Annotated in this window: 31 protein-coding genes; 12 read left to right on the forward strand and 19 right to left on the reverse strand. The window is 43.3% G+C overall.

What is annotated here, in order from left to right; genetic code table 11:
* Positions 1 to 11: 11 nt before the first annotated feature.
* The gene (locus tag Q8W40_RS15285) at positions 12 to 584 is read left to right on the forward strand and encodes a DUF6151 family protein (protein ID WP_305398402.1); all 573 of its coding nucleotides are present in this window, start codon (positions 12 to 14) and stop codon (positions 582 to 584) included.
* 283 nt (positions 585 to 867) lie between these two features.
* Here the strand turns inward: Q8W40_RS15285 and Q8W40_RS15290 are convergent, their stop codons facing one another.
* Complete coding sequence (locus tag Q8W40_RS15290) at positions 868 to 1,311, reverse strand: Crp/Fnr family transcriptional regulator (protein WP_305398403.1); 444 nt, start codon at positions 1,309 to 1,311, stop codon at positions 868 to 870.
* A gap of 103 nt (positions 1,312 to 1,414) precedes the next feature.
* Positions 1,415 to 2,026, reverse strand: a complete 612-nt coding sequence (locus Q8W40_RS15295; RefSeq protein ID WP_305398405.1) for a TetR/AcrR family transcriptional regulator — start codon at positions 2,024 to 2,026, stop codon at positions 1,415 to 1,417.
* Positions 2,027 to 2,166: 140 nt separating this feature from the next.
* Between Q8W40_RS15295 and Q8W40_RS15300 the strand changes: the two genes are divergently transcribed.
* Together Q8W40_RS15300 and Q8W40_RS15305 are read left to right on the forward strand one after the other, a co-directional pair.
* Complete coding sequence (locus Q8W40_RS15300) at positions 2,167 to 3,264, forward strand: MBL fold metallo-hydrolase (protein WP_305398407.1); 1,098 nt, start codon at positions 2,167 to 2,169, stop codon at positions 3,262 to 3,264.
* A 128-nt stretch (positions 3,265 to 3,392) separates the two neighbouring features.
* Entirely contained in the window at positions 3,393 to 3,650 is a 258-nt protein-coding gene (locus tag Q8W40_RS15305) for a hypothetical protein (protein ID WP_237322268.1), read from the forward strand.
* 57 nt (positions 3,651 to 3,707) lie between these two features.
* On the opposite strand, the gene Q8W40_RS15310 is transcribed toward Q8W40_RS15305, so the two are convergent.
* The 7 genes from Q8W40_RS15310 to Q8W40_RS15340 all read right to left on the reverse strand — a co-directional run bounded on the left by Q8W40_RS15310 (position 3,708) and on the right by Q8W40_RS15340 (position 10,092).
* Complete coding sequence (locus Q8W40_RS15310) at positions 3,708 to 4,016, reverse strand: DUF1289 domain-containing protein (RefSeq protein ID WP_305398410.1); 309 nt, start codon at positions 4,014 to 4,016, stop codon at positions 3,708 to 3,710.
* Between the two features lie 449 nt (positions 4,017 to 4,465).
* A complete protein-coding gene (locus tag Q8W40_RS15315; protein WP_305398412.1) occupies positions 4,466 to 5,326 on the reverse strand; it encodes a lipase secretion chaperone in 861 nt (286 codons plus the stop codon).
* A gap of 53 nt (positions 5,327 to 5,379) precedes the next feature.
* Positions 5,380 to 6,321, reverse strand: a complete 942-nt coding sequence (locus tag Q8W40_RS15320) for a lipase family alpha/beta hydrolase (protein WP_305398413.1) — start codon at positions 6,319 to 6,321, stop codon at positions 5,380 to 5,382.
* A 348-nt stretch (positions 6,322 to 6,669) separates the two neighbouring features.
* Positions 6,670 to 7,473 carry a glutathione S-transferase family protein gene (locus Q8W40_RS15325; RefSeq protein WP_305398414.1) on the reverse strand — a complete coding sequence of 268 codons (804 nt, stop codon included), beginning with the start codon at positions 7,471 to 7,473 and terminating at the stop codon, positions 6,670 to 6,672.
* Between the two features lie 109 nt (positions 7,474 to 7,582).
* Complete coding sequence (gene sigZ / locus Q8W40_RS15330; protein WP_305398416.1) at positions 7,583 to 8,128, reverse strand: RNA polymerase sigma factor SigZ; 546 nt, start codon at positions 8,126 to 8,128, stop codon at positions 7,583 to 7,585.
* A 39-nt stretch (positions 8,129 to 8,167) separates the two neighbouring features.
* Positions 8,168 to 9,190, reverse strand: coding sequence for an ACR3 family arsenite efflux transporter (arsB, locus tag Q8W40_RS15335; protein WP_305398418.1), 1,023 nt, complete (start codon positions 9,188 to 9,190; stop codon positions 8,168 to 8,170).
* Positions 9,191 to 9,864: 674 nt separating this feature from the next.
* Positions 9,865 to 10,092 carry a hexameric tyrosine-coordinated heme protein gene (locus Q8W40_RS15340; RefSeq protein ID WP_104399491.1) on the reverse strand — a complete coding sequence of 76 codons (228 nt, stop codon included), beginning with the start codon at positions 10,090 to 10,092 and terminating at the stop codon, positions 9,865 to 9,867.
* 149 nt (positions 10,093 to 10,241) lie between these two features.
* On the opposite strand from Q8W40_RS15340, the gene Q8W40_RS15345 reads away from it, so the two are divergent.
* A complete protein-coding gene (locus Q8W40_RS15345) occupies positions 10,242 to 10,667 on the forward strand; it encodes a MarR family winged helix-turn-helix transcriptional regulator (RefSeq protein WP_305398421.1) in 426 nt (141 codons plus the stop codon).
* 6 nt (positions 10,668 to 10,673) lie between these two features.
* On the opposite strand, the gene Q8W40_RS15350 is transcribed toward Q8W40_RS15345, so the two are convergent.
* Entirely contained in the window at positions 10,674 to 11,363 is a 690-nt protein-coding gene (locus Q8W40_RS15350) for an aspartate/glutamate racemase family protein (protein ID WP_305398423.1), read from the reverse strand.
* Positions 11,364 to 11,491: 128 nt separating this feature from the next.
* Between Q8W40_RS15350 and Q8W40_RS15355 the strand changes: the two genes are divergently transcribed.
* A complete protein-coding gene (locus Q8W40_RS15355; RefSeq protein ID WP_305398425.1) occupies positions 11,492 to 11,878 on the forward strand; it encodes a VOC family protein in 387 nt (128 codons plus the stop codon).
* On the opposite strand, the gene Q8W40_RS15360 is transcribed toward Q8W40_RS15355, so the two are convergent.
* A complete protein-coding gene (locus Q8W40_RS15360) occupies positions 11,875 to 12,513 on the reverse strand; it encodes a helix-turn-helix transcriptional regulator (RefSeq protein WP_305398427.1) in 639 nt (212 codons plus the stop codon). The two genes, Q8W40_RS15355 and Q8W40_RS15360, sit on opposite strands and share 4 nt — an antisense overlap.
* Before the next feature lie 71 nt (positions 12,514 to 12,584).
* Here Q8W40_RS15360 and Q8W40_RS15365 point away from each other — a divergent pair, with 71 nt between their 5' ends.
* The gene (locus Q8W40_RS15365; RefSeq protein ID WP_305398428.1) at positions 12,585 to 12,872 is read left to right on the forward strand and encodes a GNAT family N-acetyltransferase; all 288 of its coding nucleotides are present in this window, start codon (positions 12,585 to 12,587) and stop codon (positions 12,870 to 12,872) included.
* Between the two features lie 74 nt (positions 12,873 to 12,946).
* On the opposite strand, the gene Q8W40_RS15370 is transcribed toward Q8W40_RS15365, so the two are convergent.
* The 6 genes from Q8W40_RS15370 to Q8W40_RS15395 all read right to left on the reverse strand — a co-directional run bounded on the left by Q8W40_RS15370 (position 12,947) and on the right by Q8W40_RS15395 (position 17,691).
* Entirely contained in the window at positions 12,947 to 13,864 is a 918-nt protein-coding gene (locus Q8W40_RS15370) for a M14 family metallopeptidase (RefSeq protein WP_305398430.1), read from the reverse strand.
* Between the two features lie 247 nt (positions 13,865 to 14,111).
* Positions 14,112 to 14,666 (reverse strand): hypothetical protein, encoded by a 555-nt coding sequence (locus Q8W40_RS15375; protein WP_305398432.1) that lies wholly within the window; start codon positions 14,664 to 14,666, stop codon positions 14,112 to 14,114.
* Between the two features lie 58 nt (positions 14,667 to 14,724).
* Complete coding sequence (locus tag Q8W40_RS15380) at positions 14,725 to 14,973, reverse strand: hypothetical protein (protein WP_305398434.1); 249 nt, start codon at positions 14,971 to 14,973, stop codon at positions 14,725 to 14,727.
* 80 nt (positions 14,974 to 15,053) lie between these two features.
* Positions 15,054 to 16,268, reverse strand: a complete 1,215-nt coding sequence (locus tag Q8W40_RS15385; protein WP_126607118.1) for an HD-GYP domain-containing protein — start codon at positions 16,266 to 16,268, stop codon at positions 15,054 to 15,056.
* Between the two features lie 343 nt (positions 16,269 to 16,611).
* The gene (locus Q8W40_RS15390; RefSeq protein ID WP_305398436.1) at positions 16,612 to 17,028 is read right to left on the reverse strand and encodes a hypothetical protein; all 417 of its coding nucleotides are present in this window, start codon (positions 17,026 to 17,028) and stop codon (positions 16,612 to 16,614) included.
* 3 nt (positions 17,029 to 17,031) lie between these two features.
* Positions 17,032 to 17,691 carry an HAD family hydrolase gene (locus Q8W40_RS15395; protein ID WP_305398437.1) on the reverse strand — a complete coding sequence of 220 codons (660 nt, stop codon included), beginning with the start codon at positions 17,689 to 17,691 and terminating at the stop codon, positions 17,032 to 17,034.
* Between the two features lie 101 nt (positions 17,692 to 17,792).
* Here Q8W40_RS15395 and Q8W40_RS15400 point away from each other — a divergent pair, with 101 nt between their 5' ends.
* On the forward strand, positions 17,793 to 17,918 hold the full coding sequence (locus Q8W40_RS15400) for a hypothetical protein (RefSeq protein ID WP_305398438.1): 126 nt from the start codon (positions 17,793 to 17,795) through the stop codon (positions 17,916 to 17,918).
* A gap of 196 nt (positions 17,919 to 18,114) precedes the next feature.
* On the opposite strand, the gene Q8W40_RS15405 is transcribed toward Q8W40_RS15400, so the two are convergent.
* A complete protein-coding gene (locus Q8W40_RS15405) occupies positions 18,115 to 18,825 on the reverse strand; it encodes a GntR family transcriptional regulator (RefSeq protein WP_305398439.1) in 711 nt (236 codons plus the stop codon).
* A gap of 264 nt (positions 18,826 to 19,089) precedes the next feature.
* Between Q8W40_RS15405 and Q8W40_RS15410 the strand changes: the two genes are divergently transcribed.
* From Q8W40_RS15410 to Q8W40_RS15430, 5 genes are all read left to right on the forward strand, one after another.
* Positions 19,090 to 20,406, forward strand: coding sequence for an extracellular solute-binding protein (locus Q8W40_RS15410; RefSeq protein ID WP_305398441.1), 1,317 nt, complete (start codon positions 19,090 to 19,092; stop codon positions 20,404 to 20,406).
* 68 nt (positions 20,407 to 20,474) lie between these two features.
* Positions 20,475 to 21,353: a carbohydrate ABC transporter permease gene (locus Q8W40_RS15415; protein ID WP_101109956.1), complete on the forward strand. Its 879-nt coding sequence runs from the start codon at positions 20,475 to 20,477 to the stop codon at positions 21,351 to 21,353.
* Positions 21,353 to 22,168, forward strand: coding sequence for a carbohydrate ABC transporter permease (locus Q8W40_RS15420; RefSeq protein WP_104399503.1), 816 nt, complete (start codon positions 21,353 to 21,355; stop codon positions 22,166 to 22,168). The genes Q8W40_RS15415 and Q8W40_RS15420 overlap by 1 nt, the downstream gene beginning before the upstream one ends.
* Positions 22,169 to 22,172: 4 nt before the next feature.
* Positions 22,173 to 22,907, forward strand: coding sequence for an N-acetylmannosamine-6-phosphate 2-epimerase (locus Q8W40_RS15425; RefSeq protein WP_305398444.1), 735 nt, complete (start codon positions 22,173 to 22,175; stop codon positions 22,905 to 22,907).
* A 98-nt stretch (positions 22,908 to 23,005) separates the two neighbouring features.
* Positions 23,006 to 24,109 carry an ABC transporter ATP-binding protein gene (locus Q8W40_RS15430; RefSeq protein ID WP_305398446.1) on the forward strand — a complete coding sequence of 368 codons (1,104 nt, stop codon included), beginning with the start codon at positions 23,006 to 23,008 and terminating at the stop codon, positions 24,107 to 24,109.
* Positions 24,110 to 24,254: 145 nt separating this feature from the next.
* Here Q8W40_RS15430 and Q8W40_RS15435 read toward each other — a convergent pair whose 3' ends face one another.
* Positions 24,255 to 25,100, reverse strand: coding sequence for a pirin family protein (locus Q8W40_RS15435; RefSeq protein WP_305398448.1), 846 nt, complete (start codon positions 25,098 to 25,100; stop codon positions 24,255 to 24,257).
* Positions 25,101 to 25,124 lie beyond the last annotated feature (24 nt).

The raw sequence follows: 25,124 nt of genomic DNA on the forward strand, positions 1-25,124 counted from the left end.
AAGGGCAACCAATGGAAGCATTAAAACTGTCGTGTCAATGTGGCAAAGTGACAGGGAAAATTAATCATATTACCCCAAAGCTAGGTAACCGCTTGATTTGCTATTGTGCGGATTGTCGGCAATTTGCGTTAGAGATGGATAGAGAAGAAGAATTGACCTCGACAGGCGGTGTCAATTTAATTCAAGTACCTTTAAACCATTTTGAATTGGAATCCGGTCAGGAACATGTCGCTTGCTTGCGTTTATCGCGCAAAGGCTTATATCGATGGTATACCACCTGCTGTAACACAATGATGGGTAATACACTCAAACCAGAAACCATTCCGTTTATCGGTATTCTTGAAACATTCGTAGACGACAACGAGAACATAAATCAAAAAGCCGGACCGATATTGGGCGGTGTAAATATTAAAAGTGCATTGGGCGATCCTTCATCTGAGCTTGTGGGAATGAAGGGAGAGAAGAGAATTTTGGTTCGCTGCATTACTAAAATGTTGGGATGGAAATTAGCCAAGAAAGGGCACCCCAACGTGCTTTTTGATGATGACTCGAAAGCCATAGTAAAGCCTACTATACCCAAGTAACCTCAAGATGCTTGTTCAGCGACTTCTCTACCAAATAATAGGTAACTGGCTTTCAGGCAAGGCACCGATATGAAGATCTAGTCGTTCTAAATCAAAAATCGGTAACGCAGTATGAAAGCCAATTAAACTCGCCCTTGGGAGCCCATATTCTGTCCCACTTCATCGTCAAAGAACTTGGAAAGGACTCGTCATTCCACTGCGTTCTTTTCCTTGAATTGAAACAGAATATGAGGCTCTGAATCCCGCATCTTGAGGTCACTTGGGTATAAAGTGTTGAGCTAGTTTAGCGGCTTGCACCATGTGACTTAGTTCCACGTGACTTAGCGCACTGGAACGCTTCTACCCACGGCAAATAAAAGGCTTGCCATTCATCTTCACAGCCAAATTGTTTTCTAAAATCGGCATAAGACCAAACCCATAGTTCGGTTGGCGTCATGGTTTCCATATTGAATGGTGACGGTTGATTACGCAGTGATTCGGTAACGGGCCATAAGAAGTCATCATCAGAAAAAAAAGCGATGTTATGTTCATTTTTGCTTTCATCGTGGTTGAATAAGCGCAATGTTCCATTTTTAACCCAAATTACAGATAACCAGCGCTCACCATAAGTTAGCAAACGCTCAGCGGTTGCGAGACGTCGGTGCTGGGCTAGGGCATAAATCTTAGATTGTGTTGGTTGAGGTAAGCCACAAAAGTGTGGGCAGTGCAGCAAGAATGTGTCACCCATAGTCGCTCCATGCTTGTGTAAGGGCTAACTTAAGTGTGACACATAAGGCTGAAATTTCCTGTGATATTGATGGCTTTGTTACTTTGGGTACCTTGTCTTATTTCTATATCTGATAGCGACAAACAAACATTTCAGCAGACTCTTCCGCAATGATTTGTATTTCTTCCTCAGACAGTTCGCTTTTCATGCCCATCAATTGAGGCCAAAACCCACTTCCTTTAATGAGGCTATGAAGCTGGCTATTAGCGAATTCGACATCCAGAGGCTTAAGACGCTCGTCTTCAACGGCGGATTTTATCCAGCGATGAATGGCTGTTTCCTGAGCTGAAATCTTTTCGATTTCTTTTTGTAGTTCTTCAGAGTTGTAGAATAGATGCCCAAAGGCAACACGAGCCAAATCTAAATATTCTCGTGATCCGATGAATTCTAATTCCATATTGAGCAGCTCGACCAATTGCTCTTTCAAAGGCTTATCTGATTGGTATTGGACTTCGATGTCGACCATGGCTCTTTGCCAAAGATCCGACACCAAATGCATCACCAATGCTTCTTTAGATGCAAAGTGGTTATAGACAGTGCGTTTCGATACTCCAGCAATCTGGGCGAGTTTGTCCATACTGGTGGCTTGAACACCAAATTCTTTGAATGCGCTTGTGGCGGCTTCTAGTATCGCTGCCCGTTTTATCTCACTGCGAGTCTTCTTTTTTTCAGCCATGCCTTTTGTTCTCGATCATGCTTATGTCGTACGAAAGTGGGAATTGAAATTATTTTACACTGATCAGTTTACTTTTTAAATCCTCGTTAGTAAACTGCACCGTGTAGTTTACTTTTATTGTTTGTGTTTGGTAATCCAATATGAAACGTAGAATCTTATTAGTTATAGGGGTAATAGTTATGGCAACTGCTGGCATTACAATCATGTCGTCGAGTAATGAAGATGGAAAATTTGTAAATACGGATACTCGCTATGAAACAGATTCTTCGAACATTTGGCAAATCACCAAAGCGTACGTAAAAGCGAATCGAATTACGCCTATGCCAACTACAGCAATTCCTGTATTACCAGTCACACCAGAACAGCTCAGTGCATCGCATGATGCTATGTACAGGTTGGGTCACTCGACAATTTTGATGAGGTTAAATGGCAAGTTGATTTTAACCGACCCAGTGTTAAGCGAACGCGCATCACCAGTGCAATGGGCGGGTCCTAAGCGCTTCCACGAAAGCCCTATTAGTGGTGAAGACTTACCTGAAATTGAAGTGGTTGTGATAAGCCATGACCATTACGATCACTTAGACAAAGACGCGATCAAACTGTTAGACAGTAAGGTAAAGCGTTTTCTGGCTCCTCTAAAAGTGGGTCAGAGAATGATTGAATGGGGAGTTAACCCAGATAAAGTGATTGAAATGGACTGGTGGGATGAATACACCGTTGAAGGCATTAAATTTGTGGCAACGCCATCACAACACTTTTCAGGAAGAGGGTTGTTTGACCGCGATAAAACACTGTGGGCGAGTTGGGTGATTCAAAGTGAAACACGCAATCTATTCTTTAGTGGAGACAGTGGCTACTTCAACGGCTTTAAACAGATCGGTGAAAAGTACGGACCGTTTGATGTCACCATGGTTGAAACGGGTGCGTATAACGAACTTTGGAGCGATATCCATATGATGCCAGAAGGGAGCATGCAAGCTCACCTAGATTTGAAAGGTCACTATATGATGCCCATCCACAATGGCACCTTTGATCTGTCACTCCATGATTGGTACGAACCGTTTGAACGTGTATTAGACTTGGCAACGCAAAATGATGTGACGCTTCTAACACCAAAATTCGGACAAGAGATTGCGCTAGATAACGTACCGACCACGCCGCATTGGTGGCGAGAAGTAGAAGCAGAAAAACACTGGGATGAAGGTGAAGTGGCGAAAAACACATTAAGTTTCAATTAATTTTGGTCTATTGAGTCTTAATTAGGTTTTACCAAAATAGTATCCTTGTTGCGTATGTGTACCCAAGCGTCTTGAGGCGCTGGGTATAAGCATTGCTAACGCATCCATTGAAAAACAAGGAGGTTATTATGATGGACCAGATGGCGATTTCGAGTTACTTAGGGTGGTTTCTAGCGTTATTGTTCGGTTACCCATTTGTGCTCGTAGGTTTACAATTAGCCGTGTATGAAGAACAAACACGAAAGCGTGTAACATTCTGGTTTAACGTGGTATTTGCCGTCGTAATTTTGAGTGTCTTGGCATACCACATGCAAACTGAGATCGTCTATGGTGAGTCTTTGTTAGAAGCGTGGTACTCACTTAACCCAGAAGACCGGCCTAAATAGTATCAGCTATGAACTATAGAACATCTTTCTAGTCATAATTTTATCGCGAACTGAAGTCTATTCAATCGGTAATTCAGACAGGCACTTTCTACATAGGCAAGTGCCTGTTTTTGTTAACCCACTGGTGTCTCTTTTCTCTATATCGAAACACCAACAGTGTGAACCACCAGCACTGATTTCACAAAATGTAGAGCTGCCACACTGAGCACACTCGTGTGTGGTTTGTTGACCAGACAGCTTATCCGTCACATCCGATCGTTGTTGTTCCGATTTATCTTTCCAACCAATAATTTCATCGATTGTTCTTAAACAGCCGCTGCAAATTCCAGCGTTATTTTTGCAGGCTGCGACACAGGGTGACTTCATTTTGTATGCTCAGGACTTTATTTTGTACGCTCGAGGCTATCGGTTAAATGCTAAGAGCTATACCCAAGTAACCTCTAGATGCTTGGTTCAGCGAGAATTAACTGGCTTTCAGGCAAGGCACCGAGATGAAGATCTAGTCATTCTAAATCAAGAATCGGTAACGCAGTATGAAATCCAGTTAAACTCGCCCTTGGGAGCCCATATTCTGTCTCACTTCCTCGTTAAAGAACTTGGAAAGGACTTGTCATTCCACTGCGTTCTTTTCCTTGAATTGAAACAGAATATGAGGCTCTGAATCCAGTATCTTGAGGTCACTTGGGTATATTGATTATTTACTCACGCCGCGATTATATACCGAGCGTTGGTTTGGTGCGAGGTCGATTCGGTTGTTTAACCTGTGTAAGTAATGCAATGCTTGGTCAGGGGCAGGCTAAATAGAGAGGAAAGGGCTATTTATCGTCGTGTATTCTTTCCAGTGCTTCCACACGTCGAATTTCTGTTTCGGAGAACGTCTGGCTTCTAAGCGAGGCTATCGATTGTTGTTTTTCTGATTTGTTGCTGGGTTTGCTATTAATGGCGTCGCGCTTGGCAAGATAATCCTTCATTCTTTTGTCGAACTGAGCTCTTTGAGAGTCTAACTTTGCTAATCGGTCAGCGGCTTCTTCCCCAACCAATTCAACTCGCGCTAAGTGCTTTTTTTGGTCGGAATAGCCATCGAGTGTATTTAATCGTTGTACCAAGGCAGCATTCTTTTCGCTTCGTTGGATATAATCGGGTTGGCTGGCAAGGTATTGCTCCCATAGACGTTGGAAATCGGCTTCACTTGAAGCTTGTTTTCGCAGTTTCAATTTCTCTAGTGCTATTTCGCGAATGAGGTTTTCGTCGGCAAAGTAATCTTGTTGTTCCTCTTCACTAAACAAGCTGTTTTGAACTTCTAAAACCTGCTGGTGAATCGCAAGTAATGCATCGTAATTCAGTTGCTCAAATTCCAAAGGCTCCAACTGGCTGAGGGCTTCTTTGTAAGCAATAAATTGATCAAATGAATCGCTGTTCACTTGGGTACTTGGGTCTAACGTTGAAAATTCAGTACTGCTTTGTTTTATCTCTTCTAATGGCTGTTCTCCCATTGTCGCCAAGAAGTAATCTATTACTTTACGGGATGATTCTTGATCAACTTCAGTACCTTGAAGTGAGCCAAATTTCTTGTTTACTGCATCGTTACCCTCTCCTATATCTTGAGAAAGAAAAAAGACCGCCGCCAGACTCCCCGAGGCGATTATTATTGCGATGAATAAGGCGATCTTTTTCATAATTAAGTACCTTTTTGCATTAGCGTTTACTTTCTTCTTATCAAGAGTACGAGTTACAGCCCTTGATTTTTCAATCTGTTCGCTTGTTGCCTATATACAGTAACAGGATCGGTTTCAAAGAGGTGATGAATACCCAGCAAACCGTTAACTTCATCTAGGTGGTTCATTCTGTAGTTGTCTCTGATAACGTAGCCCAAGCGGCTGCTGCAACGTCCGACTAGCCCATCGTTAGGTTCACTAAACGCTAACCCCAATACACCTAAAACCGCATCAGACGGATCCAAAACATTGGTTACCGTGGAAGTACCACTCCATGAATAGTAATAAACACCATTGCGTGCGCGTTTTTTACCTTGGCCACAGCGCGAAGTGGGTACGCCTTCAGGGTAATGCCTGTTAAATTTTAAAGAGCCTTTTGTGGTAAGCGATGCCAACGAACCCAATGGATCTTGTGGGAGCGATGTTCCGCCAGACAATGCACTAATTAGACCAGAAAGCCCTCTAGTAATTTTCACTGCCAGCGCTTCCGAAATAGAGCCTGGTGGCACTGTTCCTCTGACAATATCAGCTATAGTCGAGCCCTTATTGACGCCACCGACGCTGGTGACGGAAGCCACCATATCGGGGCGAACAGAGGCTACATAACGTGAGGTAGGGCTGCCGTGGCTATGCCCGATCAAGTTCACTTTTTGTGCGCCAGTTACGGCCAGAATAGCTTCTACCTGCGACAAGAGTTGTTCGCCTCGTGCTTCTGAACTGTTGGTTGCAGAAACCTGTGCGACATAAACCTTTGCGCCACTTTTGGTCAACGCTTGAGGGACGCCGAAGAAGTAATCGACCCCCGCTAGTCTGTCGAATCCAAACAAGCCATGTACAAGGACGATAGGGTAGTGAGTTTGTGTATAACCGGATTGGGTTGCCCCTCCGGCGCTAGCACCAGCCCAACTGAATGCGCTAGCGGAGAGCAATAGAGCGATTGTGAGTATCCTTTTCACTTCGTTTTCCTCTACAAGTTAGACCTCGGATGAGTTAATAAAATGTATACAAATTGTTAATGAAAGTTTGTTTTAAAAATGAGAACTGTGAACGAGACTAAATTTTTGGGGAGTAGAAGTCGGAATATTTCAATGAGAGTGACAATACAAAAATAAATTTATAACAGTGAGTTATCTACTTACTTAAACATAATTGGGTAGATGTTCGCCAATAATTCGTGTTCGAAGATAGGAAAAATTGAGCTAAAAAATAAAAACCTACTGACAAGGTTGTGTTTGAAACATCACCAGTAGGTTGAGAATGTGAACTCAGATTAGCGTTTATAGGTGGCTAGCAGCGTGACGCTCCTAGCAGCAGTTTGATGTTGAAGACGTGCATTCTGCTTTCTTAATACTGAAAGCGGGTTGGGCTAGGCAGCAATCGCTGTCTTGCGTGCAACATTCTGCTCCTTTGTCTTCGCAACAGTCTTCATTTGGGTTACAGCATACTTTTTTACCTAACTCTGTTTCATCAGAGAGATAAAACTGAGTGAACTTGTTCAGGAAGTCATCAGCGACAGACTTTTCTGCCAACCCCGTTTCCATAAGCGCTTTTTGCCACTTTTGTACTCGTGGCAGACCACTCAAAAAGTCAAAGCGCGTATGTTGTTTCACAATGTCGGCACGGTGCAACAGGGGCAACCATGCGATGTCTACGTTACTTAACTCTTTGCCATTGAAGAATGCACCATCAGATAATGCTTTCTCAGCAGATAGGAACTTCTCGGCTTTTTCAAACACCGAAATGAGTTTTGCACCACGTTCTTGCAGTGTTGATTCGTCTTTGCTTCTCATTGTGCCGCATTGAGTCAGGTAGTGTTTCGTTGCTTGGTAGCTCCATGCACGATTAATAGCTTTTTGTTCTGGTGTTAATCTTGGTTGAAGTGGTGCCGCGATATCGTCGATGTACTCCGCTATCGCATCAGACTCAAACAGCGCTTGACCTGAATCTGTAACCAGCAAAGGGACTTGCCCATTAGGAGATAACTCTAGGAACCAGTCAGGCTTGTCTTTTAAGCTGATGTATTCGATCTCATAAGGTAATTTTTTCGCTTCTAAAAGCGCGGTAACACGTTGAACAAACGGGCAAATAGTGAAGCTAATAATTTTCATATTGTTGACTCTTTTCTGATTGGTGGGTCGAGAGGCCCTAAACTTGTATATCTAAGACGAACAGGTTTCAGAAAAGACGAAAAAAAGACGATTTTTTTAGAAAATTAAATTAGCAACTCTTACAACCCTTTGATTTTGAATCACAATCGACTAGACCCCCTTGTTTGTTCAATGTGAGGTGACAGCAATCTTCAAATTGTTTCCTGAGTTCTTGGCGTGCTTTCGACACTCGTGACTTTAATGTGGAATAACTGAGGTTTTTCGAAAGAGCGACCGCTTTTTGAGATTCTTGCTCAATGTCTACCGCCCAAATTAATTGGGCACTTTGCTCGGGTAAATTTTGTATAAATGGTAACAAGCACTTGGAGAACTCTTTTTGCATTTGGTCTGTATATTGTTCATACCAAAGATCTTTTTCTTCTACTGCTGACTGGCGCTTTGAGCGGCGGTAGAAATCCATAATGGCATTATTGGCAATTTGAAATAGCCAAGACTTTAAGCTGTCCCAGTTTTGGACTTTATCCAAATTCTCATGCGTTTTAATCAGCACATCCTGCAAGATATCATCGACATCATCAGGGTTACGTACTCTGGAATGCAAAAAGGCTTTTAACCCTTGCTGATATTCGCTCCAAATCGTTTCTATATTCTTCATTTCAGTATTCGCATTTTGAATGCCTAAAGCTAACAGCCTTTAGTTTTCGTGCACGGGCTCAAAGTCATTTTTTGTTCTGTTCGCAAATGCAACCAAAGAGAGCATAACGGGCACTTCGACCAATACACCCACGATAGTGGCTAATGCTGCACCCGAATGAACGCCAAACAAACTGATGGCAACGGCAACGGCCAACTCAAAAAAGTTTGATGCTCCAATCATTGCACCTGGCGCTGCAACACAGTGTGGCTGACGCGTCTTCTTCATCCAGTAATACGCAAGAGCAAAGATAAGATACGTTTGAATGAGTAAAGGGACAGAGATGAATAGGATGTCTACTGGATTACTTAAAATGGTGTTCGCTTGGAAACCAAACAGCAAAATAACGGTGCCGACTAAACCTAAAATTGATAAAGGTTTAATGGCTTTGCCAAGCTTATCCACTTTGATTGGGTTTTTGAGCACTTTTCGGGTCACTACACCCGCGACCAATGGCACAACGACGAAGAGAGAAACAGAAAGCAGAAGCGTGTCCCAAGGCACCGTTATGTCTGTCATGCCTAGAAGAAGAGCAGTAATCGGTGCGAAAGCGACGACCATAATGATGTCGTTAATCGCGACTTGGACAATGGTGTAATTCGCATCCCCCTTGGTTAGTTGGCTCCAAACAAAAACCATGGCTGTGCAGGGGGCGACGCCAAGCAAGATCATACCTGCGATGTATTGTTCTGCTAAATCCGAAACAATCCAGTTCCCGAAGATATAGCGCATGAAAACAACGGCAAGTAACGCCATAGTAAAAGGTTTGATTAACCAGTTAATGACAATGGTGATCAACAACCCTTTTGGTCTTTTATGAACACTTTTGACTGAAGTGAAATCGATTTGCATCATCATTGGGTAGATCATTAGCCAAATGAGAACAGCAATAACCAAATTAATTTGTGCATACTGCATAGCGGCGAGATACGAGAAAAGCTCTGGGAATACGTACCCACTCACTATGCCCAGAATCATTCCTAGACCAACCCAAACACTTAAAAATCTCTCGAAAATTCCCATGGTGAATCACTCTTCTTTAGATAAAACAGACGCGTATTTGCGTTTTACTACGCAGGCTTAACGTTAGACGAACTAAATGACAATTTGATGGTGTCTGGGGACATCTCAACATGCATCAGTATGGCATCTACTCATTAGTTAAAATTGCATATATGTATATCCATATATTATGCTTATCATATTGCTTGTCAAACTTTAAATGATGACGTGATGATGTCGTATGCTACTTGACGATAAGTTTGTATTTTTCGGTATTTTGAAAGGAGATCTGCCTTGAAGGTGTATTTCTTCTTCCTTGTCATAAAAGATTAATAATTTTTAATAAGTTAGCGTGAGTCTATAAGCAATAAGGATTTTTTGGCAATAGAGGTCTGCTCATGCGGGTCTCATCGGTATGAGTACATTTGCAAAATAACGATATTGTAATTACATTGAAATCATCTTGTAATATTTAAATGGGTGGGAAAATGCAGCATCAAGAAATGATCCAACATTCACATTTTGGCGTGATCAGCCGAACCGTTCTGTTTTCACTCATATCTGTCATCGGTGTTTTGACGCTTATATGAGTTTAGAAGAAAATTGAAATGAGTTTAGAAGAGAAATAAACCCCAGACTTCGATATCGAGCTCTGGGTTTTTTTATTGCCTGCTACTTTGAATACCGCATACGCATTAAGCCCAGTAGTTATTTGCAGCGGCAACCGTTTGAAAGTTTATTGCAATAACTTGAGAGGCGGCGATTAAGTTCTCGGCGTTGTCAGCGTAGACAGGTCGGATCTTTTCTCTCACTTCTTCGGACGGTTGCGTGTACTTAACCCCCATCCTCGACATTTTTATTGCAAGTTGGTAGCCATCTTCAGGCGTACTCGTTTTTAATGTCGCTAACCATTTATCACTCATCACTTCTTCCTTTTTGTATTCATTTTGCTCGTTTACTATATTGTTAGTGCGCGAATAGTTTGTCAACTAATAATAAGTTTGCGAATATTTTGTCTATGATAGTGCGCATGCGTATAATGATGGCTACGAATGAATACTTGGAGAATCGGGTGGCAATAGCAGAATTAGATCGACAGCTATGTTTTGCTCTATATTCTACATCCAATAAGCTGACATCAACGTATAGGGAGTTACTTGAACCTCATGGTTTAACCTATACGCAATTTGTGGTGCTGATGGCATTGTGGAAAGAAGATGAGGTTTCAATTAGTCAGCTAGCGAAGACAACAGAACTCAGCAAGGCAACCATGACGCCGCTGTTGAAACGAATGGAAGAGAAAGACCTTATTCGTCGGGAGCAGCTTGCGAATAATGAACGTCAAAAATCCATTGTACTAACGGATTTAGGGAGGGAGCTTTCTCAAAATAGCTCCGACATTACAGATAAGGTTTTTTGCTCAACTGGTTTAACCCAAGAAGAGGCAAATTCCATGATTCAGCTGTGTAAGAAGGTCAGAATACAATCGAACGAATAGAGTTTGCTAATCGATACAGGCGCATTCAATTGCTGCCCGTGCTAAAAGCCGAGTGGAATCCAATGTTGGGAGCGTGGAGTTTTCGTCGCTCAGTACAATGGGAAGCTCGGTGCAACCCAAAACAACGGCTTCACAACCCTGAGATTTAAATTCTTCAATCACCTTAAGCAAATATTCGGTAACATGGCTTGGAGCGTTACCGAGCACCAGTTCATTCATGATTAAATTGCCAATCTCTTGTCGCTGCAATGCATTGGGCAATACCACGTCTATACCTACTTTTCGCATACTATTTGGGTAAACATCGCTTTCGGTTAGCCATTGCGTGCCTAGGATACCAACCTTACAGTAGCTTTGATGTTTGGCGTACTGAGACACCACATCCGCAATATGTAACCAAGGAAGCGATGAGGGCTGCTCCACCAAATCGAAAGCTTGGTGAATAGTATTGTCTGGGCAAATAACAAAATCAGCACCAGCGGCCTTGAGCTTTTCAACGGAAGTTAACATAAGGTCGGCAATGTGTTTCTTCGACCCTTGATTCAAAGCATCAACATATAAAGATAGAGAAGGGGTGTGCATCACGATATCTGGATGTTGATAGTGCCCCAATTTGGCAATGCTTTCGCTACAAATCGTTGTATAGCAGAGCGCTGCACCTTCCGCTGAGCAACCAACAATTCCAATGCTCTTCATATCCGATCTCCTTCATTGATGTGTCTCCTGCCTATAAACAGACATGGGGATGTGTCGTTTATTTTCAATACAAACGTGCTAACAAGGCATTAATCTAACGTTCTCAAACAAGCCTGAAGGAAAAGAAAATGAGATTAAAATATACGATTCTCTATGTAGAAAATGTGGCAAAAACACTGGCGTTTTATGAACGCGCCTTTGGGCTTTCACGTGCGATGCTCCATGAGGGGGGAGACTACGGCGAGTTGGATACGGGTGCTACGACCTTATCATTTTCGTCGCTTGACCTGATGAATAAGCTTGGAAAAGGGGCAATACTACCCAAGCGCGAACAACCCAGTTTCGAAATAGCATTTGAAACGGATAAAGTCGCGGAGTCGCTACAACAAGCCTTGGATGCGGGCGCAGAACTTGTTCAGCCTGTAGAGCACATGCCTTGGGGGCAAACTACATCTTATGTACATGACATAAATGGCTTTTTAATTGAAATATGCTCACCAGTGGCAGAGAGTTAATACCCATCATCAAAAATCTGAGCTTTGATGTCTTCTCGATTGAAAAGCTGAGTTGGCGTAACACCTAACCAGCTTTTAATCTCACGGCACATATGAGCTTGATCTGAATATTGAAAATCGTAGGCAATGTCGGATAAATTTCCGCTCAATATTATCGCTTTGGCACACTGGCGAACTCTGGCTAATCGAAACCAAAATAGCGGCGTTTGATCGGTGTGCTTTTTGATGGTTCTTTGTAGCGTTCTTACATTTACACCGAGCAATGATGCTATTTGCTCAATACTTCCCATTTCCTTACGAATGCATTCAAGTGCTTCAGCAACGTTTGAGTTAACTGTCGTTGCAGATTCAATTCTATCAATAAGTTGATCTTTTGAATCCCAGCATTGAAGCAGTTTATCCGTTGCAACGTTGGAAGCGCTGCAACCTGGTTGAAGTCGAAACCCTAACATTGCAGTTCCCGCGGTTATATCGATTGGTGCAGTATGCGTATAAAGAGGAGAGACATTGATTTGGGCTGGCGTATTATCCGCAAGTGTAACGATGACATCCTGACACCCATCCGGAATGATGAAAGCTCTTTTATTTTCAACGGCTTTTGATTGCCATGTGTCTATAATGTGAGAAGAATACATACAATTTTGGGGTGTCTACTGAACTATAGTAAGGTTAACACATCATTGAATCTAACAAAGAGATAACGTAAATGAGTGACGAAATTGCAGTGATCCACGACATTCAAGCCAAAGAATTTCGAATTGAAGTCGCACCAGAGCACTGGGCGAAAGTAACCTATCGCCAAGAAGGAGACGTGTTTTTTGTCGACCATTCCTCCGTGCCTGAAGCGTTGAGGGGGCAAGGGAAAGGCGTGGTGATGATGGAAGCGGTATTACCAGAAATGGAAAAGCTGAATGTGAAAATTGTGCCGGAATGCAGTTACGTTAAGCACTATGTCAACAAGCATGAAAACTGGCATCATTTACTGGCTGAGTAAACTCATCTGCTTTGCTTAAAATATACGAGTAATAAAAAAGGATGGGATCCCATCCTTTTTTGTTTTCGATAGCTCTATAAATTGAGTAAGTAGTCCAATCCACCTTTAATTGAAGCGACTTGCGCATCGTTACATTCTTCGTCTGTCACTTTCGGGCTGTCGGGGTACACTTCCGTTGTGGTGCCGTACTCACATCCAGTAAAGCCGCTGCACAGCCCAAGTTTACTGGTTGGGTAATTGATTACACCATGCTGCACTACGGGTGAACCGATAATGTTTCCATTACCGTCTGGTGGAGCAATATGAGTGACTTTTTCGACCGCTTGAATGATGGCTGTTTGGAAACCTTCGTTTGGATTTTCTGTATCTCCAACCAAGTAAAAGCCATCTGGGACAAGATCTTCGATGTAATCTAAACCATCGCGTGCGGCAAGGGCGGGGCGAAACTCGGACTCGTCAGTGTCTGTGGTTTCATGCAAATCAATATGGGCGTAGATGTCGACACCAAGTGATTCCACCATCGACATTAGGTTTGCCGATTCCTCTGCAGGAGAATCTTTGTAAAAGGAACGATTAGGATCCACTGCGTTTGGATTCCAACGGTTTATGGTTTCGTAACCCCATGGGCTGACACAAGGAGCAACAACAATATTAAAGTGTTTTTCATATTCATTGCCGAGTAGCGAGAGGAACTTAAGTGCGCCATGAACACCGCTTGTTTCATAGCCGTGCACACCGCCAGTGACCAAAATGGTCTTGCGGTTGGTATCCCAAGTTTTACTTTTTACCGCGTATAGTGGGAATTGTTCTGGGTTATAGCTTAGTGCACCATATTGGAATACGTCGTATTGGTTGCGTAGCGCATCAATTTTAGTGACGACGTCACTTTTATAGCTGCGCTTGATTGAAACTGAATCTAGCCATGCTTTTTTTTCTTCTACTCCCCAAGCTGTTCCTTGAGTGCCAATAGGGTATTGGTAGCCACTTTTCATTGTTCACCTACACGTTGATTGCGATCCATTTGTAAGGCAACAAGTATACTGAAGCCAACTCAAGATACTAGGTTCTGTAAATTCAGAATCCTATATATTGAGATAGGTGGGTATATACATCAGTTCCACGTGACAAAGACGCCCAACGATATTGGTGCAATACCATTCGGTGTCTTTGTTAATGAACGGCTTGAAAGCATCACTTCTTAGAAAGCTAGAAAGCTAGAAAGCTAGAAAGCTAGAAAGCCTATTGAGTGACTATTTGAAAGGTATTCAGCTCTTTACGACTCATATAATGCATATTATCTGCATCAGCCGATTCTAGTGTGAAAAAATAAAATGCTTCTGGCTTAGGAAGCTCAATGAGCTTGTAAAATTGAATGTAGGGTTGATGGTCACGGTGAGTTTTAGGTAGCTCATTTCCCTGATAGTCACCAGAAGCCCAGCTATGAACACCAATATAAGCGTTTTTGTCTGCGGTTCGAGTTTTACCCGCTAAAAACAGATCCGTTCCGCCAGAGGCGACACCACCTCGAATAACGTTTCCTTCATCGTCTTTTTGATTTAACGCCCCAGAAACGTGCGTATGTAACTTTAACGAGTGAATCAGTGTTGCGAGCTTCAAGTTGGTTACATCGTCTACCGAACCACCGACGTCTAAAAAGATCAGTTTATTGAGGTTTGGGTGGTCATCCAACATTTCTTGTGCGGCTTGCAATGTGCCATCACATATTACCCCCGTTACTTCGGCTGTTGAGCCAGATTCCAAAACACGAAATATCGCGGCATCCAAATTACTCATACCAACCTCTTCTAATAACTCTTGCGAACACGTAGACGCATATTCTATAGGAGTGGATTCAGCCGATACAAAACTCGACAACCCCAGAAAAGAAGCGAGGATAAAAGGGCGTAAGCGCAGTGGTTCTAGGGCGCGCAGAGAGTTCAAAATGCGTAAAGGTATCAAATGGCATAGCGGTTTCATGATGATTATCTTCGTCTGATAAAAGGACAATGGTTTTTAACAGATCACAAGGTGAGAAACTATCAGAGCGGTGTAAGCCTTTGTCAGGATTAAAAATAAATTGGTTTGCATCCAAATTATTCAAGTTGAATTACTTATCTTTAGCTCGCTTGAATATTGATTAAGCAGGCAGCAATGTTACTGCCTGTTATGAGGAGATACGATCTAAACATCGTAAAATGGTGCAGGGTCGACTTCTATGTCTCTGGGGGAGATAGCACTTTCGATTTTGATATTGCCGCTCTTAAGATCCACAAATGCAACATCGGTAAAGCGCTTAAACTTGCGAGAATAGAAGCATTTCACCACCGGTTTAAGAGGCTGTTGGCTATTCGAAGTCCAAGTTATGCCTACTCGACCATCGCTTAATTCTACTAACGACCCAACTGGGTAGACACCAATACAGTTGATGAATTTGTACACCAACTCCTGATCAAGGTGGAAGGGGGTGAGGCTCAGCAGTATTTTAAACGCTTCGGCTGAACTCATGCCAGCCTTATAACAGCGATGTGCAGTAAGGGCATCATAGATGTCAACAATACAACTCATTCTACCGTGAATAGGAATCTCGTCGCCTTTCAAACCATTTGGGTAACCATTGCCATCAAGCTTTTCATGGTGCATTAAGCAAACGTCTCTGCTGACTTGGTTTAATCCCTCGACATTATCGATGATCTCACCTGCATAGACTTGATGAAGCTTCATATGCTCAAATTCTTCAGGCGTTAATCTGGCTGGCTTGTGGAGAACTTTATCATCCACTTTGATTTTACCCACATCGTGAATGATTCCGCCAATCGCCATATCACGAAGCATCGTTTTATCCATGCCCAAGGATTTGCCAAACGTTACCAGTAAACATGCAACATTAACCGAATGTTCGAGTAAGTAAGAGTCTTTGTTTCGAAGGGCTGAAACACATTTAATAGCATCGGAATCAATTAGCACGGTTTCAATGACATCATCCGCCCACTCTTCAAGTGCATCAACCTCGAAACTGTTTCCTTCAAATGTCTCCGTCAACAATTTTTGCGCTAAACCTTTGGCTTCGGCAATCAGCTTTTTTGCTTTGTTTTGTCTGATCTCGCGGCTGGGCATTTTTTTTGAGCGTGCAGGTGCGACCTCGCTTGAGGCTTTCTTATCGTCTGAACTGCTTGCATTGGCAACAGGTTTGAAAACGCAATTGCTGGCGGACAATTTTTCATCCACCCATGCGAAACGAACACCACTGTCCACCAATTGAGCTATGGCTTTTTGAGTTGAAACGCGACCAGCATTGGAGAGGTTTACCCGTTCACTTTGCTCAATTCCCGTTACAAACATTCCTATATTTAAGTGTTCAATTGCGATCTTTATAGAGTTTTCAGGTTTGTATTGCATCAATTGATAACCAATAAGCGCCGTTAAAATTAGGAAAATACATGCTATGTGAACAGTATTTTTGTGGTCCTACTACGGCTTAGTTGAAATTGTTCTGAATCCCGAGATTCCATGCTCGGTACATACTCAAGTTTAGGTGATCTCTCACAATTTTGGAGAGAGCCATTACAAAAAAACAAATCTTTATTGAGATCTATATCTTGTTTCTCATATATGTGATGAGCCGATTAATAAAAACGAAATAATGTAACGGAAACTAACTGTTGTTATAAGCATTAATATAAGCAATAGAAAAGTCACATATTTTACACGGTTTTATATAACTATGCTGTTTAAATAATGTTTATCTAATGTATTTTGAGTGCATATTTATGTACCAGTGATGAACTTTTCCATCACTTTTTTGAACCCAAAGATCGTTGTTATAAAGCACTATTTTGCCAGTCACTGAAATGTGTATGGTGCTTTCATCAAATGTATTCAATTTAACGAAAGGATCGGCAGTGATTAAGAAGGGGGGTGTGTCATTGAGTTTTTCATCTTCAACAACGAACTCACCACCAACAATATAGTAGTGGTAAATAGGATCGATAGAAGGGTCACTTGATATAACTTTATACCCAACAAAAGAAAAAGGTTGTTGAAGCGGTTGATTCACAACTTGTTTGTCTAACCGGTTTGTCGGTGGAAGAAAAATCCACGTAGAGATTAGAACAATGACTAAGGCCACCAAAGAAAGCCCAATTTTTAGTGAACGCATTGTTTACTTACTCAATGCTTTGAGATGTATTAAAACATCGTTCAATGAAGGCATGACGTGATGTCCCATGGCTTTTATTTCTGAACACGGCTGCACTAAGTCAGGAATTTGGAAGGTACTCATGTTTGCTCCAACAGCAGAACGCACACCGTTATTGGAATCTTCAAATGCGAGGCAGTGCTTAGGATCAACAGCAATCCGATTTGCTGCTAATAAGTAAATCTCTGGATCGGGCTTACCATTTTTTACTTCACAGCCTGTTGTGACGTTTTCAAAATATGTATCTAGACCAGCCAAACGCAGTTTGACTCTTGCGACTTCTTTACCTGTCGATGTTGCAACGGCCAACTTAATATCTTTGCTTTGAAACCATTCCAAAAGGTCGATCACCCCTTCTTTTACTGGAATAGCTTGATGCAGGACAACATCGTCGTAGCGCTTTTTCCATTCACCATGCAACTTGGAGTATTCGATATATTGGTCATAAGCAGCACGTAAAGTTTGTTCAATACCCGCTGAATTTCGCCCGATGATCGAAGGATAAACATCGTCCAGAAACGGAATATCCAATGTATCGCATGCCTGTTTAAAAATGGACATACACACACGCTCCGTATCGAGAAGGAGCCCGTCCATATCGAAGATTGCTGCTTGATAATTCATATATGATTGAGTTAGTTGGGATTGAAATCACATTGTGACACAGATCATTACAAAACCGCAGAAAAAAGTGACCTATCACTATATACCCAAGTGACCTCAAGATGCAGGATTCAGAGCCTCATATGCTGTTCCAGTTCAAGGAAGAGAACGCAGCGGAATGGCAGGTCCTTTTCAAGTTCTTTGACGATGAAATGGGATTGCATATGGGCTCCCAAGGGCGAGTTTAACTGGCTTTCATACTGCGTTGCCGATTCTTGATTTAGAACCACTAAATCTTCAAATCGGTGTCTTGTCTGAAAGCCAGTTAATTCTCGCTGAACCTAGCATCTTGAAGTTACTTGGGTATAGAGAGCTGTTGACCCTCTCTACACCTTTAAAACTTGGTATAGAGCAATAAATATCAGCGTTAACATACCCCCGAATTCAGATGTTATGTGCAGGTCTCCTAATTTGTACCTCAAACTTGTATTTGTCGGCGCGGTAGAGCGTTTTGCAAAATTCAATGGGGGTATTGTTAGCAGCCATCATTCTGCGCTCTATGAGTAAACCAGCACTATAAGGAGCAACATTGAGTAAAGCGGCTTCTTTAGGCTCGACAACCGTTGCTTCAATAAACTGATCGGCTTGATTTAAGGACAACTGGTAGTCACGCTCCAAAATGGTATAGAGAGATTCAGACGTAAGGCGTTCTGGGTCGAATTTAGGTAGAAGTTGGCACGGAAGGTAGACGGTCTCCATCGCCATTGGTAGCTCATTTGCGTAACGAATTCGTACCACTTTATAGACCAGCTCAGAAGGGGAAACATTAAGCATTTGGCTTATTTTTGCACCAGCAGAAATCGTTTCGGTAGAAATGATTCGGCTTGATGGTTTTAGACCTTTTGCCAACATCTCTTCAGAGAACGAACGCAGTGATAGCTGTTTTGTTTCAGGTCGGTCTGCTACGAAATTTCCAGCTCCAAGCTTTCTTACGATCCGCCCCTCTGCTTCCAATTCGAGTAAGCAGCGCCTTAACGTCTCCCTTGCCACATCGAATCGCTTGCTGAGTTCACGCTCGGAAGGCAGCCGCATACCCGGCGAACTATCCGCAATAAACTTCATGAGCTCGTTTTTAATATTCGCTCTCTTTGTCATCAATTTCTCCTTAAATCGGTATAGACCAATAGCATCATCCTAATGAACGTTAGCGCATGACTCAACCTGAAAACAGCCATATTTTATAGAAAACATCAATTAAAATGATTTTTGTATCAATAATGAAACACCGAAGAGATGTAAAGGGATTGTAAAAATAGACCATATGATCTAATTCTATAGGTGAAGTATTGAGCAATGTGTTTTAAGTGAAGCTCAATATGCAACCTACAATTAGGGTTATGGACGAAACGGAGAATGGACATGATTCGTAAATCAGTAATGAAAATCGCCACACTTTCTCTGGCTGTTATGTGTGCCAGTCAGGCTTCAGCGACAGTCACGGTGCTTGGATGGCCAGGTGGCCCAGAGGAAACGGCGTTAAGAAAAGCCATTGAAATGTATAACGCGCAAAGCAGCGTGAGTGAAAATGACAAAGTTGAAGCGTTATTCTTCAACCGCGAAGGGTTCTGGGATAAGTTGCAATCCGATCTTGCTGCCGGAACTACAGAGTTTGATATCAATCTTACTGCGACCTATTCACTCGGGCGCTACTCGCCTTATATGGAACCGATTACGCTAACCACAAACGAAGCGTATGACGATAAAGTGCTTACCACCATGCAATACGAAGGCAAGCAATATGGTGTTCCTACCGACTTGTCGCTTCATTTCATGTACTACCGCTCCGACTTAATTGACACATTGCTTTCGAATGAAAGTTGGAAGAAAAAATACCGTGCGCTTGCTAAAGAAGAGTTTGGTAAAGAAATGGACCCAGTTGCGCCGCAAGATTGGACTTGGGACGACTATAAAGTGACAGCTCAGTTTTTTGCCAAAAGACAGAATTCAAAGAGCCCTGTTCGCTACGGTACGGTTTTACAAATGAAAAACCTATTGTTCAACATGATGGTTTGGCATTCGGCGGCCAAAGCGTATGGCGGCAATTGGTTAGATGCAGACGGAAAAGTAGTGGTGAATTCTGCGGGTTACCGCAGTGCGCTCAAGCGATACCGAGATCTTTACGATGCAGGTACGTCTCCAAAAGATTCACTTTCTTACGAATATGCAGAAGCCAACGCTGCGTTTGGTGCAGGCCAAGCGGCGACAATGCTTCAGTGGAATGCAGCGGCAGGTGACCTAACTGACGCCAGTAAAAATCCAGCCATTGCTGGCAAAGTAGGCATAGCGCCACCACCGAAAGGTCCAAATGGGCGATTCACTCATGTTCATGGTCTCGGTTTTGGTTTGAACAAAGCATCCACTAACAAACCTGGTGCACTTAAGTTCTTGAATTGGCTTGCCACGGCAGAAGCAGCCAAAGCCTATGCATTGGCAGGCGGTAACCCTGCGCTGAAAGAAAACGTTGTTGACGACATCGTTGCGCAAAGACCGGATCTGAAAACATTGGGTGAATACGCGGGCAGTTACGGCTTCGTAATGAATGGCGGCACATCTGGTAATGCGCTGACGGTCTATGAAGTGCAAGCAAGGGAGTTTACTGGGTATTGGGCTGATCAACAGAGCTTGGACCAAGCCTTAGAGAATACCGAAAAAGCCATGAAAGAGTTGCTTAAGTAGCGTACGCAAGTAGCGAATAATCGGAGGCAGGTCATGTTGTACTGCCTCCCAGAATAAGAGTGGATAGTATGCTTCAAGCCCCTAATCACGATAAACAAAGCCGACTGTTTACGTTGCCTTTGGTGTTGTTCCTGATTTTATTTCTGGGATTTCCTTTGGTTGCCGACCTCGTATACAGCGTGTCGAGAGTCACATTTGAAAACCTTCGTTCCCCCGAATTACAAGGTTTTAAGAATTTTGTTGATGTTGTTAACGACCCGCTGTTTTGGAAGGCAACCCATTTTTCATTCAAATTTGGTTTTGTCACTGCACTCATTGAATGCAGTTTGGGATTGTTCCTTGCGGTGTATTTAGCGCCATTGCTGAAAAAGCACCCTTGGTTGATGGCAATACTCATGATGCCAATGATGGCAGCGCCCGCGTTGGTCGGATTGATGTATCGCCTAGTGTTGCATGAGTTTGTTGGTCCTGTTCCGTTTTACTTGTGGGAATGGTTTGGTGATAGCCCTGCATTCTTAGATGCAAACAATGCCATTTACACATTAATGACCATCGAGATCCTGCAATGGACGCCTTTTGCCGTTCTTCTGTTTCATGTGGCCTATCAAGCCATACCTGAAGACGTTCGCAAGGCAGCCACATTGGATGGTGCCCATGGTCTGAAGTTGTTTTGGAACATCGAACTGCCCTTTATGAAGCTCGCGCTATTTACCGCGTTGTTTGTTCGGTTTATTGATGGATTTCGAGTGTTCGACAACGTTTATGTGTTAACGGGAAGTGGCGCAGGGGGCTCGACCACTAGCCTTTCTATATACGTTTATCTCGCGTTCTTTAAGCAGGGCAATATTGGTAAAGCGGTGGCGGCTTCCATGCTACTACTGTTTGTGACTTTTGCAGTGCTCTTTGCACTGAATTACTTCTCTTCGAAGAAAAAAGGAGCGCAGTAATGATAGGTCGTTGGATTATATTTATTGTCGCAGCGCTGTTGATGAATTTCCCCGTGCTTGTCACTTTGCTGACGTCGTTTAAATCAAACGCGGAAATCGCAAGCAATGCCAGCTTGTGGGTGGAAAGCTGGACAATGGAAAACTACGTTCAAGTCTTTGCCATCTCCGATCGTTTCGATGTTATCGCTTACTTAATGAATAGCGTTGTGGTTGCAACAATAGGGGCGGTATTGCCGTTGCTGTTTTGTTTTCCAGCCGCTTACGTCATGGTGCGAAAGGGTTACGGCACACGCATTCTTATGCCGGCTGTCATTAACCTGAGAGCGGTCCCCCTTATTATTTTCGCGATTCCTCTTTATATGATGTATCAACCTTTGCACTTACTCGATAGCAAATTGGGATTGGGTTTGATACTGGCGATTGTGAACTTGCCTTTGGCGCTCATGATGTCGATAAATGCCATTCACGACATTCCAGCCGAACTCGATAAAGCCTCTTTAGTCGATGGCGCAAGCCCATTTACCTTCCTAAAGAGTGTCGCTATTCCTATGTCAAAGCCAGTGTTGGCGACTACGCTGATCTTCGGCTTCATTACAGCTTGGAATGAGTTTTTGTTTGGATTAATGCTGACAACCAAGGATGCCGTGCCGTTAACGGTGGGAGCCTCGTTCTTCTTTGCTGCTGGAGGTGGTGGCGTTCAATGGGGAGTCGCCGCAGCCGTAATGGTGATTGGAACGTTACCTCCGACTTTATTGGGGCTTTTGATTTATAGGCAAATTGGTCAGTCCGTTATGGGCGGTGCAGTGAAAGGATAACAGTATGAAAAAGGATCATAGTGAAGCAGTACCTGTAATTAATGCGCTGCGCGGTGGGTTGGTCGTCTCTTGTCAGCCAGTTGAAGATAGCCCTATGGACCGCGATGACATTGTACTTGCTTACGCAAAAACGGCGATCTTAAGTGGTGCGAATGGGTTACGGATTGAAGGGGTGAATCGTCTTACATTCGTACGCCCTCATGTTGAGGTGCCAATCATCGGGATCGTTAAGCGCGATTTTGAACAGTATCCAGTACGAATTACAGCCATTGAGGACGATGTGCTCGGCTTAATTAACGCAGGTGCAGACATTATTGCGATAGATGCGACGATGCGGAAGCGACCGGTCCCGTTTACCGAACTTGTCACGCTTGTTCAATCGCAAGGGAAGTGCGTAATGGCGGATTGTTCAACGTTTGAAGAAGGCGTAATAGCCTCGGAATTAGGATGCGACTTAATCGGTTCCACGTTGTCTGGATACACCACAGATAGTGTTCCAAATGACCCCGACATTTCCCTTGTGGAGCGGTGGGTTGAGCAAGGATTCAGAGTGATGGCTGAAGGGCGTTATAACTCTCCTGATGTTGTCGAAAATGCTTTAAAAGCAGGCGCGTGGAGTTGCACTGTTGGCACAGCGATTACCCGACCAGAGTTAGTGACGGAATGGTTTGTTGCGCATGCTCGATCAGGGTATGAACAAAGGCAAAACAACCAGCAAGCCAACTCGCTTAAGGGTTAAGCAGCGAAATTCTTTAAGCAACCAAAAATTTAACCAGCCCAATAATTTGGTAGCCAATAGAACGAGCAGCCAATAAAAAGTAGTAAAAGGAAAACACGATGTCATCACTTCGATTGCAGCAAATAAGAAAAACGTACCCCAATGCGGAGCAAGAAACGCTTAAAGGGATCAATATCGCCATAGAATCGGGAGAGTTTCTTATTCTGGTTGGCCCTTCTGGCTGTGGAAAGTCTACCCTGATGAATACGATTGCAGGGCTAGAATCCATTAGCTCAGGCGAAATTTTTATTGATGAACAGGAAGTGAGCGCCGTGGAGCCAAAAGATCGAGACATTGCCATGGTCTTCCAGTCGTACGCGCTTTACCCCAATATGACGGTGTTCGATAACATTGCTTTCGGGCTCAAAATTCGGAAATGGGAAAAAAGTCGAATAGAAACTGAAGTTCGACGTGTTGCCGATATGCTGCAAATCGACCATTTATTGGATCGCAAACCTGCGCATTTATCCGGTGGCCAGCGTCAGCGGGTGGCGATGGGGCGAGCACTTGCACGTAAACCCAAGCTCTACCTGTTCGACGAACCCTTATCAAATCTAGACGCCAAACTTCGTGTGGATATGCGTACGCAAATTAAGCGCTTACACCAGCAGCTGCAAACCACCATTGTGTATGTGACACATGACCAAATTGAAGCGATGACGCTGGCTGATCGCATTGCGGTGATGAAAGATGGCGAAGTGCAGCAGCTTGGCACACCTAAGGAAATCTATAAGCAGCCTAACAATCTGTTTGTAGCCGGATTTATGGGATCGCCTTCGATGAACTTTATTGAGGTGACAGTAGAACTTGATTCGTCTGATAATCCGTTGTGCAAGCTTAACGGAGTGCAAGGCAGCAACAATCATATCCCGCTACCTGTTGGGCTTCGAAAGTATGATGGTGAAACGCTCATCATGGGCGTGCGTCCAGAGGACATTCAAGTTGTCGAATCTAGCGTTGTTAATGCGTTGTCGCTAAGCGCTGAAGTGTTGGAACCAACCGGACCTGATGTGTTGGTTACGTCAAAGATCAATGAGATGGAAATCATTGCGCGTTGCCCTGCGGAAGCCGATCTGAAAATGGGCGAAGCATTTACAGCTGTATTGGACATTAGCAAAGCGGTATTTTTCGATAAAGCGACTGAATTGAGAATCGAAACCTAGTGGATATAGGGAATACACACGTGTCTCTTGAGCAAAAATCTCAAGAGACACGGTCATATTTAAACGGAACCTACAAATGCTTTTTTACGAGGTTCTATTATACGCATAGTGCTTACAAGTAAAGTAAATAGCCCGCATAGAAGCCTTAGTACGTATCAAAAAGCCCTGACTGATAGTCTCGGATGGTTTGCTCGATTTCTTCCATCGAATTCATGACAAAAGGACCGTAGTGAACAATGGGTTCATCAATAGGCTGCCCAGCAAAAATTAACGATCCTGTTTGCCCTTGCGAACGTATTTCCACGGTTTCTCCGGCAGACAGCAATGCCATGTCACCTTGCTTAACAAGACGATCGCCAACGGTAACGTCTCCTTTGTAGGCATAGACCATCATGTTAAATTCAGCAGGTGTTGCCAATGTGACTGAAGCGTGCTGCGGAGCTCGCCAATCCGCTACAGTAGCAGGTACACCGGTCTTACTGAGCGGACCTTGTAAAGCTTCGCCATCTACGACTAAATCGCCAGCAAGTAATCGAATCAGACTACCATTCTCCGCATCAAACTCTGTCACCATTTCGGATTGGAAGTCGAAATACTGAGCGGGCTTCATTTTGTCTTTCGAAGGCTGGTTAATCCAAATTTGAAAGCCATGTAAATTACCGTCTTCCATAATGGGCATTTCACTGTGTATCACGCCTCTACCGGCGGCCATCCATTGTGCTCCGCCGCTTTTTAACTCACCGACGTTTCCCATATGGTCCCTGTGCTGGAAATGACCTTCCATCATATACGTGAGCGTTTCAATGCCTCTATGCGGATGCGGTGGGAAGCCGCCAACGTAGTCTTTTTTGTCGTCGGACTTTAATTCATCAATCATCAAAAACGGCGAAAATGCCTGATTGTTGAACCCAGCTACACGGCGAATTTTTACTCCATCTCCATCGGATGTTGCCTTTGAAGAAATGATCTGACGAATTTCTCTGGTGGACATATTTCACCTCATATGAACTGCGAT

The organism is Vibrio penaeicida, assembly GCF_030689305.1.
Taxonomy (GTDB): domain Bacteria; phylum Pseudomonadota; class Gammaproteobacteria; order Enterobacterales; family Vibrionaceae; genus Vibrio; species Vibrio penaeicida_B.

Bases quoted from the DNA above. Each gene is read 5' to 3' on its own strand.
- Q8W40_RS15285 (WP_305398402.1), top strand. From the start codon at position 12: ATGGAAGCATTAAAACTGTCGTGTCAATGTGGCAAAGTGACAGGGAAA.
- Q8W40_RS15290 (WP_305398403.1), bottom strand. From the start codon at position 1,311: ATGGGTGACACATTCTTGCTGCACTGCCCACACTTTTGTGGCTTACCT.
- Q8W40_RS15295 (WP_305398405.1), bottom strand. From the start codon at position 2,026: ATGGCTGAAAAAAAGAAGACTCGCAGTGAGATAAAACGGGCAGCGATA.
- Q8W40_RS15300 (WP_305398407.1), top strand. From the start codon at position 2,167: ATGAAACGTAGAATCTTATTAGTTATAGGGGTAATAGTTATGGCAACT.
- Q8W40_RS15305 (WP_237322268.1), top strand. From the start codon at position 3,393: ATGATGGACCAGATGGCGATTTCGAGTTACTTAGGGTGGTTTCTAGCG.
- Q8W40_RS15310 (WP_305398410.1), bottom strand. From the start codon at position 4,016: ATGAAGTCACCCTGTGTCGCAGCCTGCAAAAATAACGCTGGAATTTGC.
- Q8W40_RS15315 (WP_305398412.1), bottom strand. From the start codon at position 5,326: ATGAAAAAGATCGCCTTATTCATCGCAATAATAATCGCCTCGGGGAGT.
- Q8W40_RS15325 (WP_305398414.1), bottom strand. From the start codon at position 7,473: ATGAAAATTATTAGCTTCACTATTTGCCCGTTTGTTCAACGTGTTACC.
- sigZ (WP_305398416.1), bottom strand. From the start codon at position 8,128: ATGAAGAATATAGAAACGATTTGGAGCGAATATCAGCAAGGGTTAAAA.
- arsB (WP_305398418.1), bottom strand. From the start codon at position 9,190: ATGGGAATTTTCGAGAGATTTTTAAGTGTTTGGGTTGGTCTAGGAATG.
- Q8W40_RS15340 (WP_104399491.1), bottom strand. From the start codon at position 10,092: ATGAGTGATAAATGGTTAGCGACATTAAAAACGAGTACGCCTGAAGAT.
- Q8W40_RS15350 (WP_305398423.1), bottom strand. From the start codon at position 11,363: ATGAAGAGCATTGGAATTGTTGGTTGCTCAGCGGAAGGTGCAGCGCTC.
- Q8W40_RS15355 (WP_305398425.1), top strand. From the start codon at position 11,492: ATGAGATTAAAATATACGATTCTCTATGTAGAAAATGTGGCAAAAACA.
- Q8W40_RS15360 (WP_305398427.1), bottom strand. From the start codon at position 12,513: ATGTATTCTTCTCACATTATAGACACATGGCAATCAAAAGCCGTTGAA.
- Q8W40_RS15365 (WP_305398428.1), top strand. From the start codon at position 12,585: ATGAGTGACGAAATTGCAGTGATCCACGACATTCAAGCCAAAGAATTT.
- Q8W40_RS15370 (WP_305398430.1), bottom strand. From the start codon at position 13,864: ATGAAAAGTGGCTACCAATACCCTATTGGCACTCAAGGAACAGCTTGG.
- Q8W40_RS15375 (WP_305398432.1), bottom strand. From the start codon at position 14,666: ATGAGTAATTTGGATGCCGCGATATTTCGTGTTTTGGAATCTGGCTCA.
- Q8W40_RS15385 (WP_126607118.1), bottom strand. From the start codon at position 16,268: ATGCAATACAAACCTGAAAACTCTATAAAGATCGCAATTGAACACTTA.
- Q8W40_RS15390 (WP_305398436.1), bottom strand. From the start codon at position 17,028: ATGCGTTCACTAAAAATTGGGCTTTCTTTGGTGGCCTTAGTCATTGTT.
- Q8W40_RS15395 (WP_305398437.1), bottom strand. From the start codon at position 17,691: ATGAATTATCAAGCAGCAATCTTCGATATGGACGGGCTCCTTCTCGAT.
- Q8W40_RS15400 (WP_305398438.1), top strand. From the start codon at position 17,793: ATGCAGGATTCAGAGCCTCATATGCTGTTCCAGTTCAAGGAAGAGAAC.
- Q8W40_RS15405 (WP_305398439.1), bottom strand. From the start codon at position 18,825: ATGACAAAGAGAGCGAATATTAAAAACGAGCTCATGAAGTTTATTGCG.
- Q8W40_RS15410 (WP_305398441.1), top strand. From the start codon at position 19,090: ATGATTCGTAAATCAGTAATGAAAATCGCCACACTTTCTCTGGCTGTT.
- Q8W40_RS15415 (WP_101109956.1), top strand. From the start codon at position 20,475: ATGCTTCAAGCCCCTAATCACGATAAACAAAGCCGACTGTTTACGTTG.
- Q8W40_RS15420 (WP_104399503.1), top strand. From the start codon at position 21,353: ATGATAGGTCGTTGGATTATATTTATTGTCGCAGCGCTGTTGATGAAT.
- Q8W40_RS15425 (WP_305398444.1), top strand. From the start codon at position 22,173: ATGAAAAAGGATCATAGTGAAGCAGTACCTGTAATTAATGCGCTGCGC.
- Q8W40_RS15430 (WP_305398446.1), top strand. From the start codon at position 23,006: ATGTCATCACTTCGATTGCAGCAAATAAGAAAAACGTACCCCAATGCG.
- Q8W40_RS15435 (WP_305398448.1), bottom strand. From the start codon at position 25,100: ATGTCCACCAGAGAAATTCGTCAGATCATTTCTTCAAAGGCAACATCC.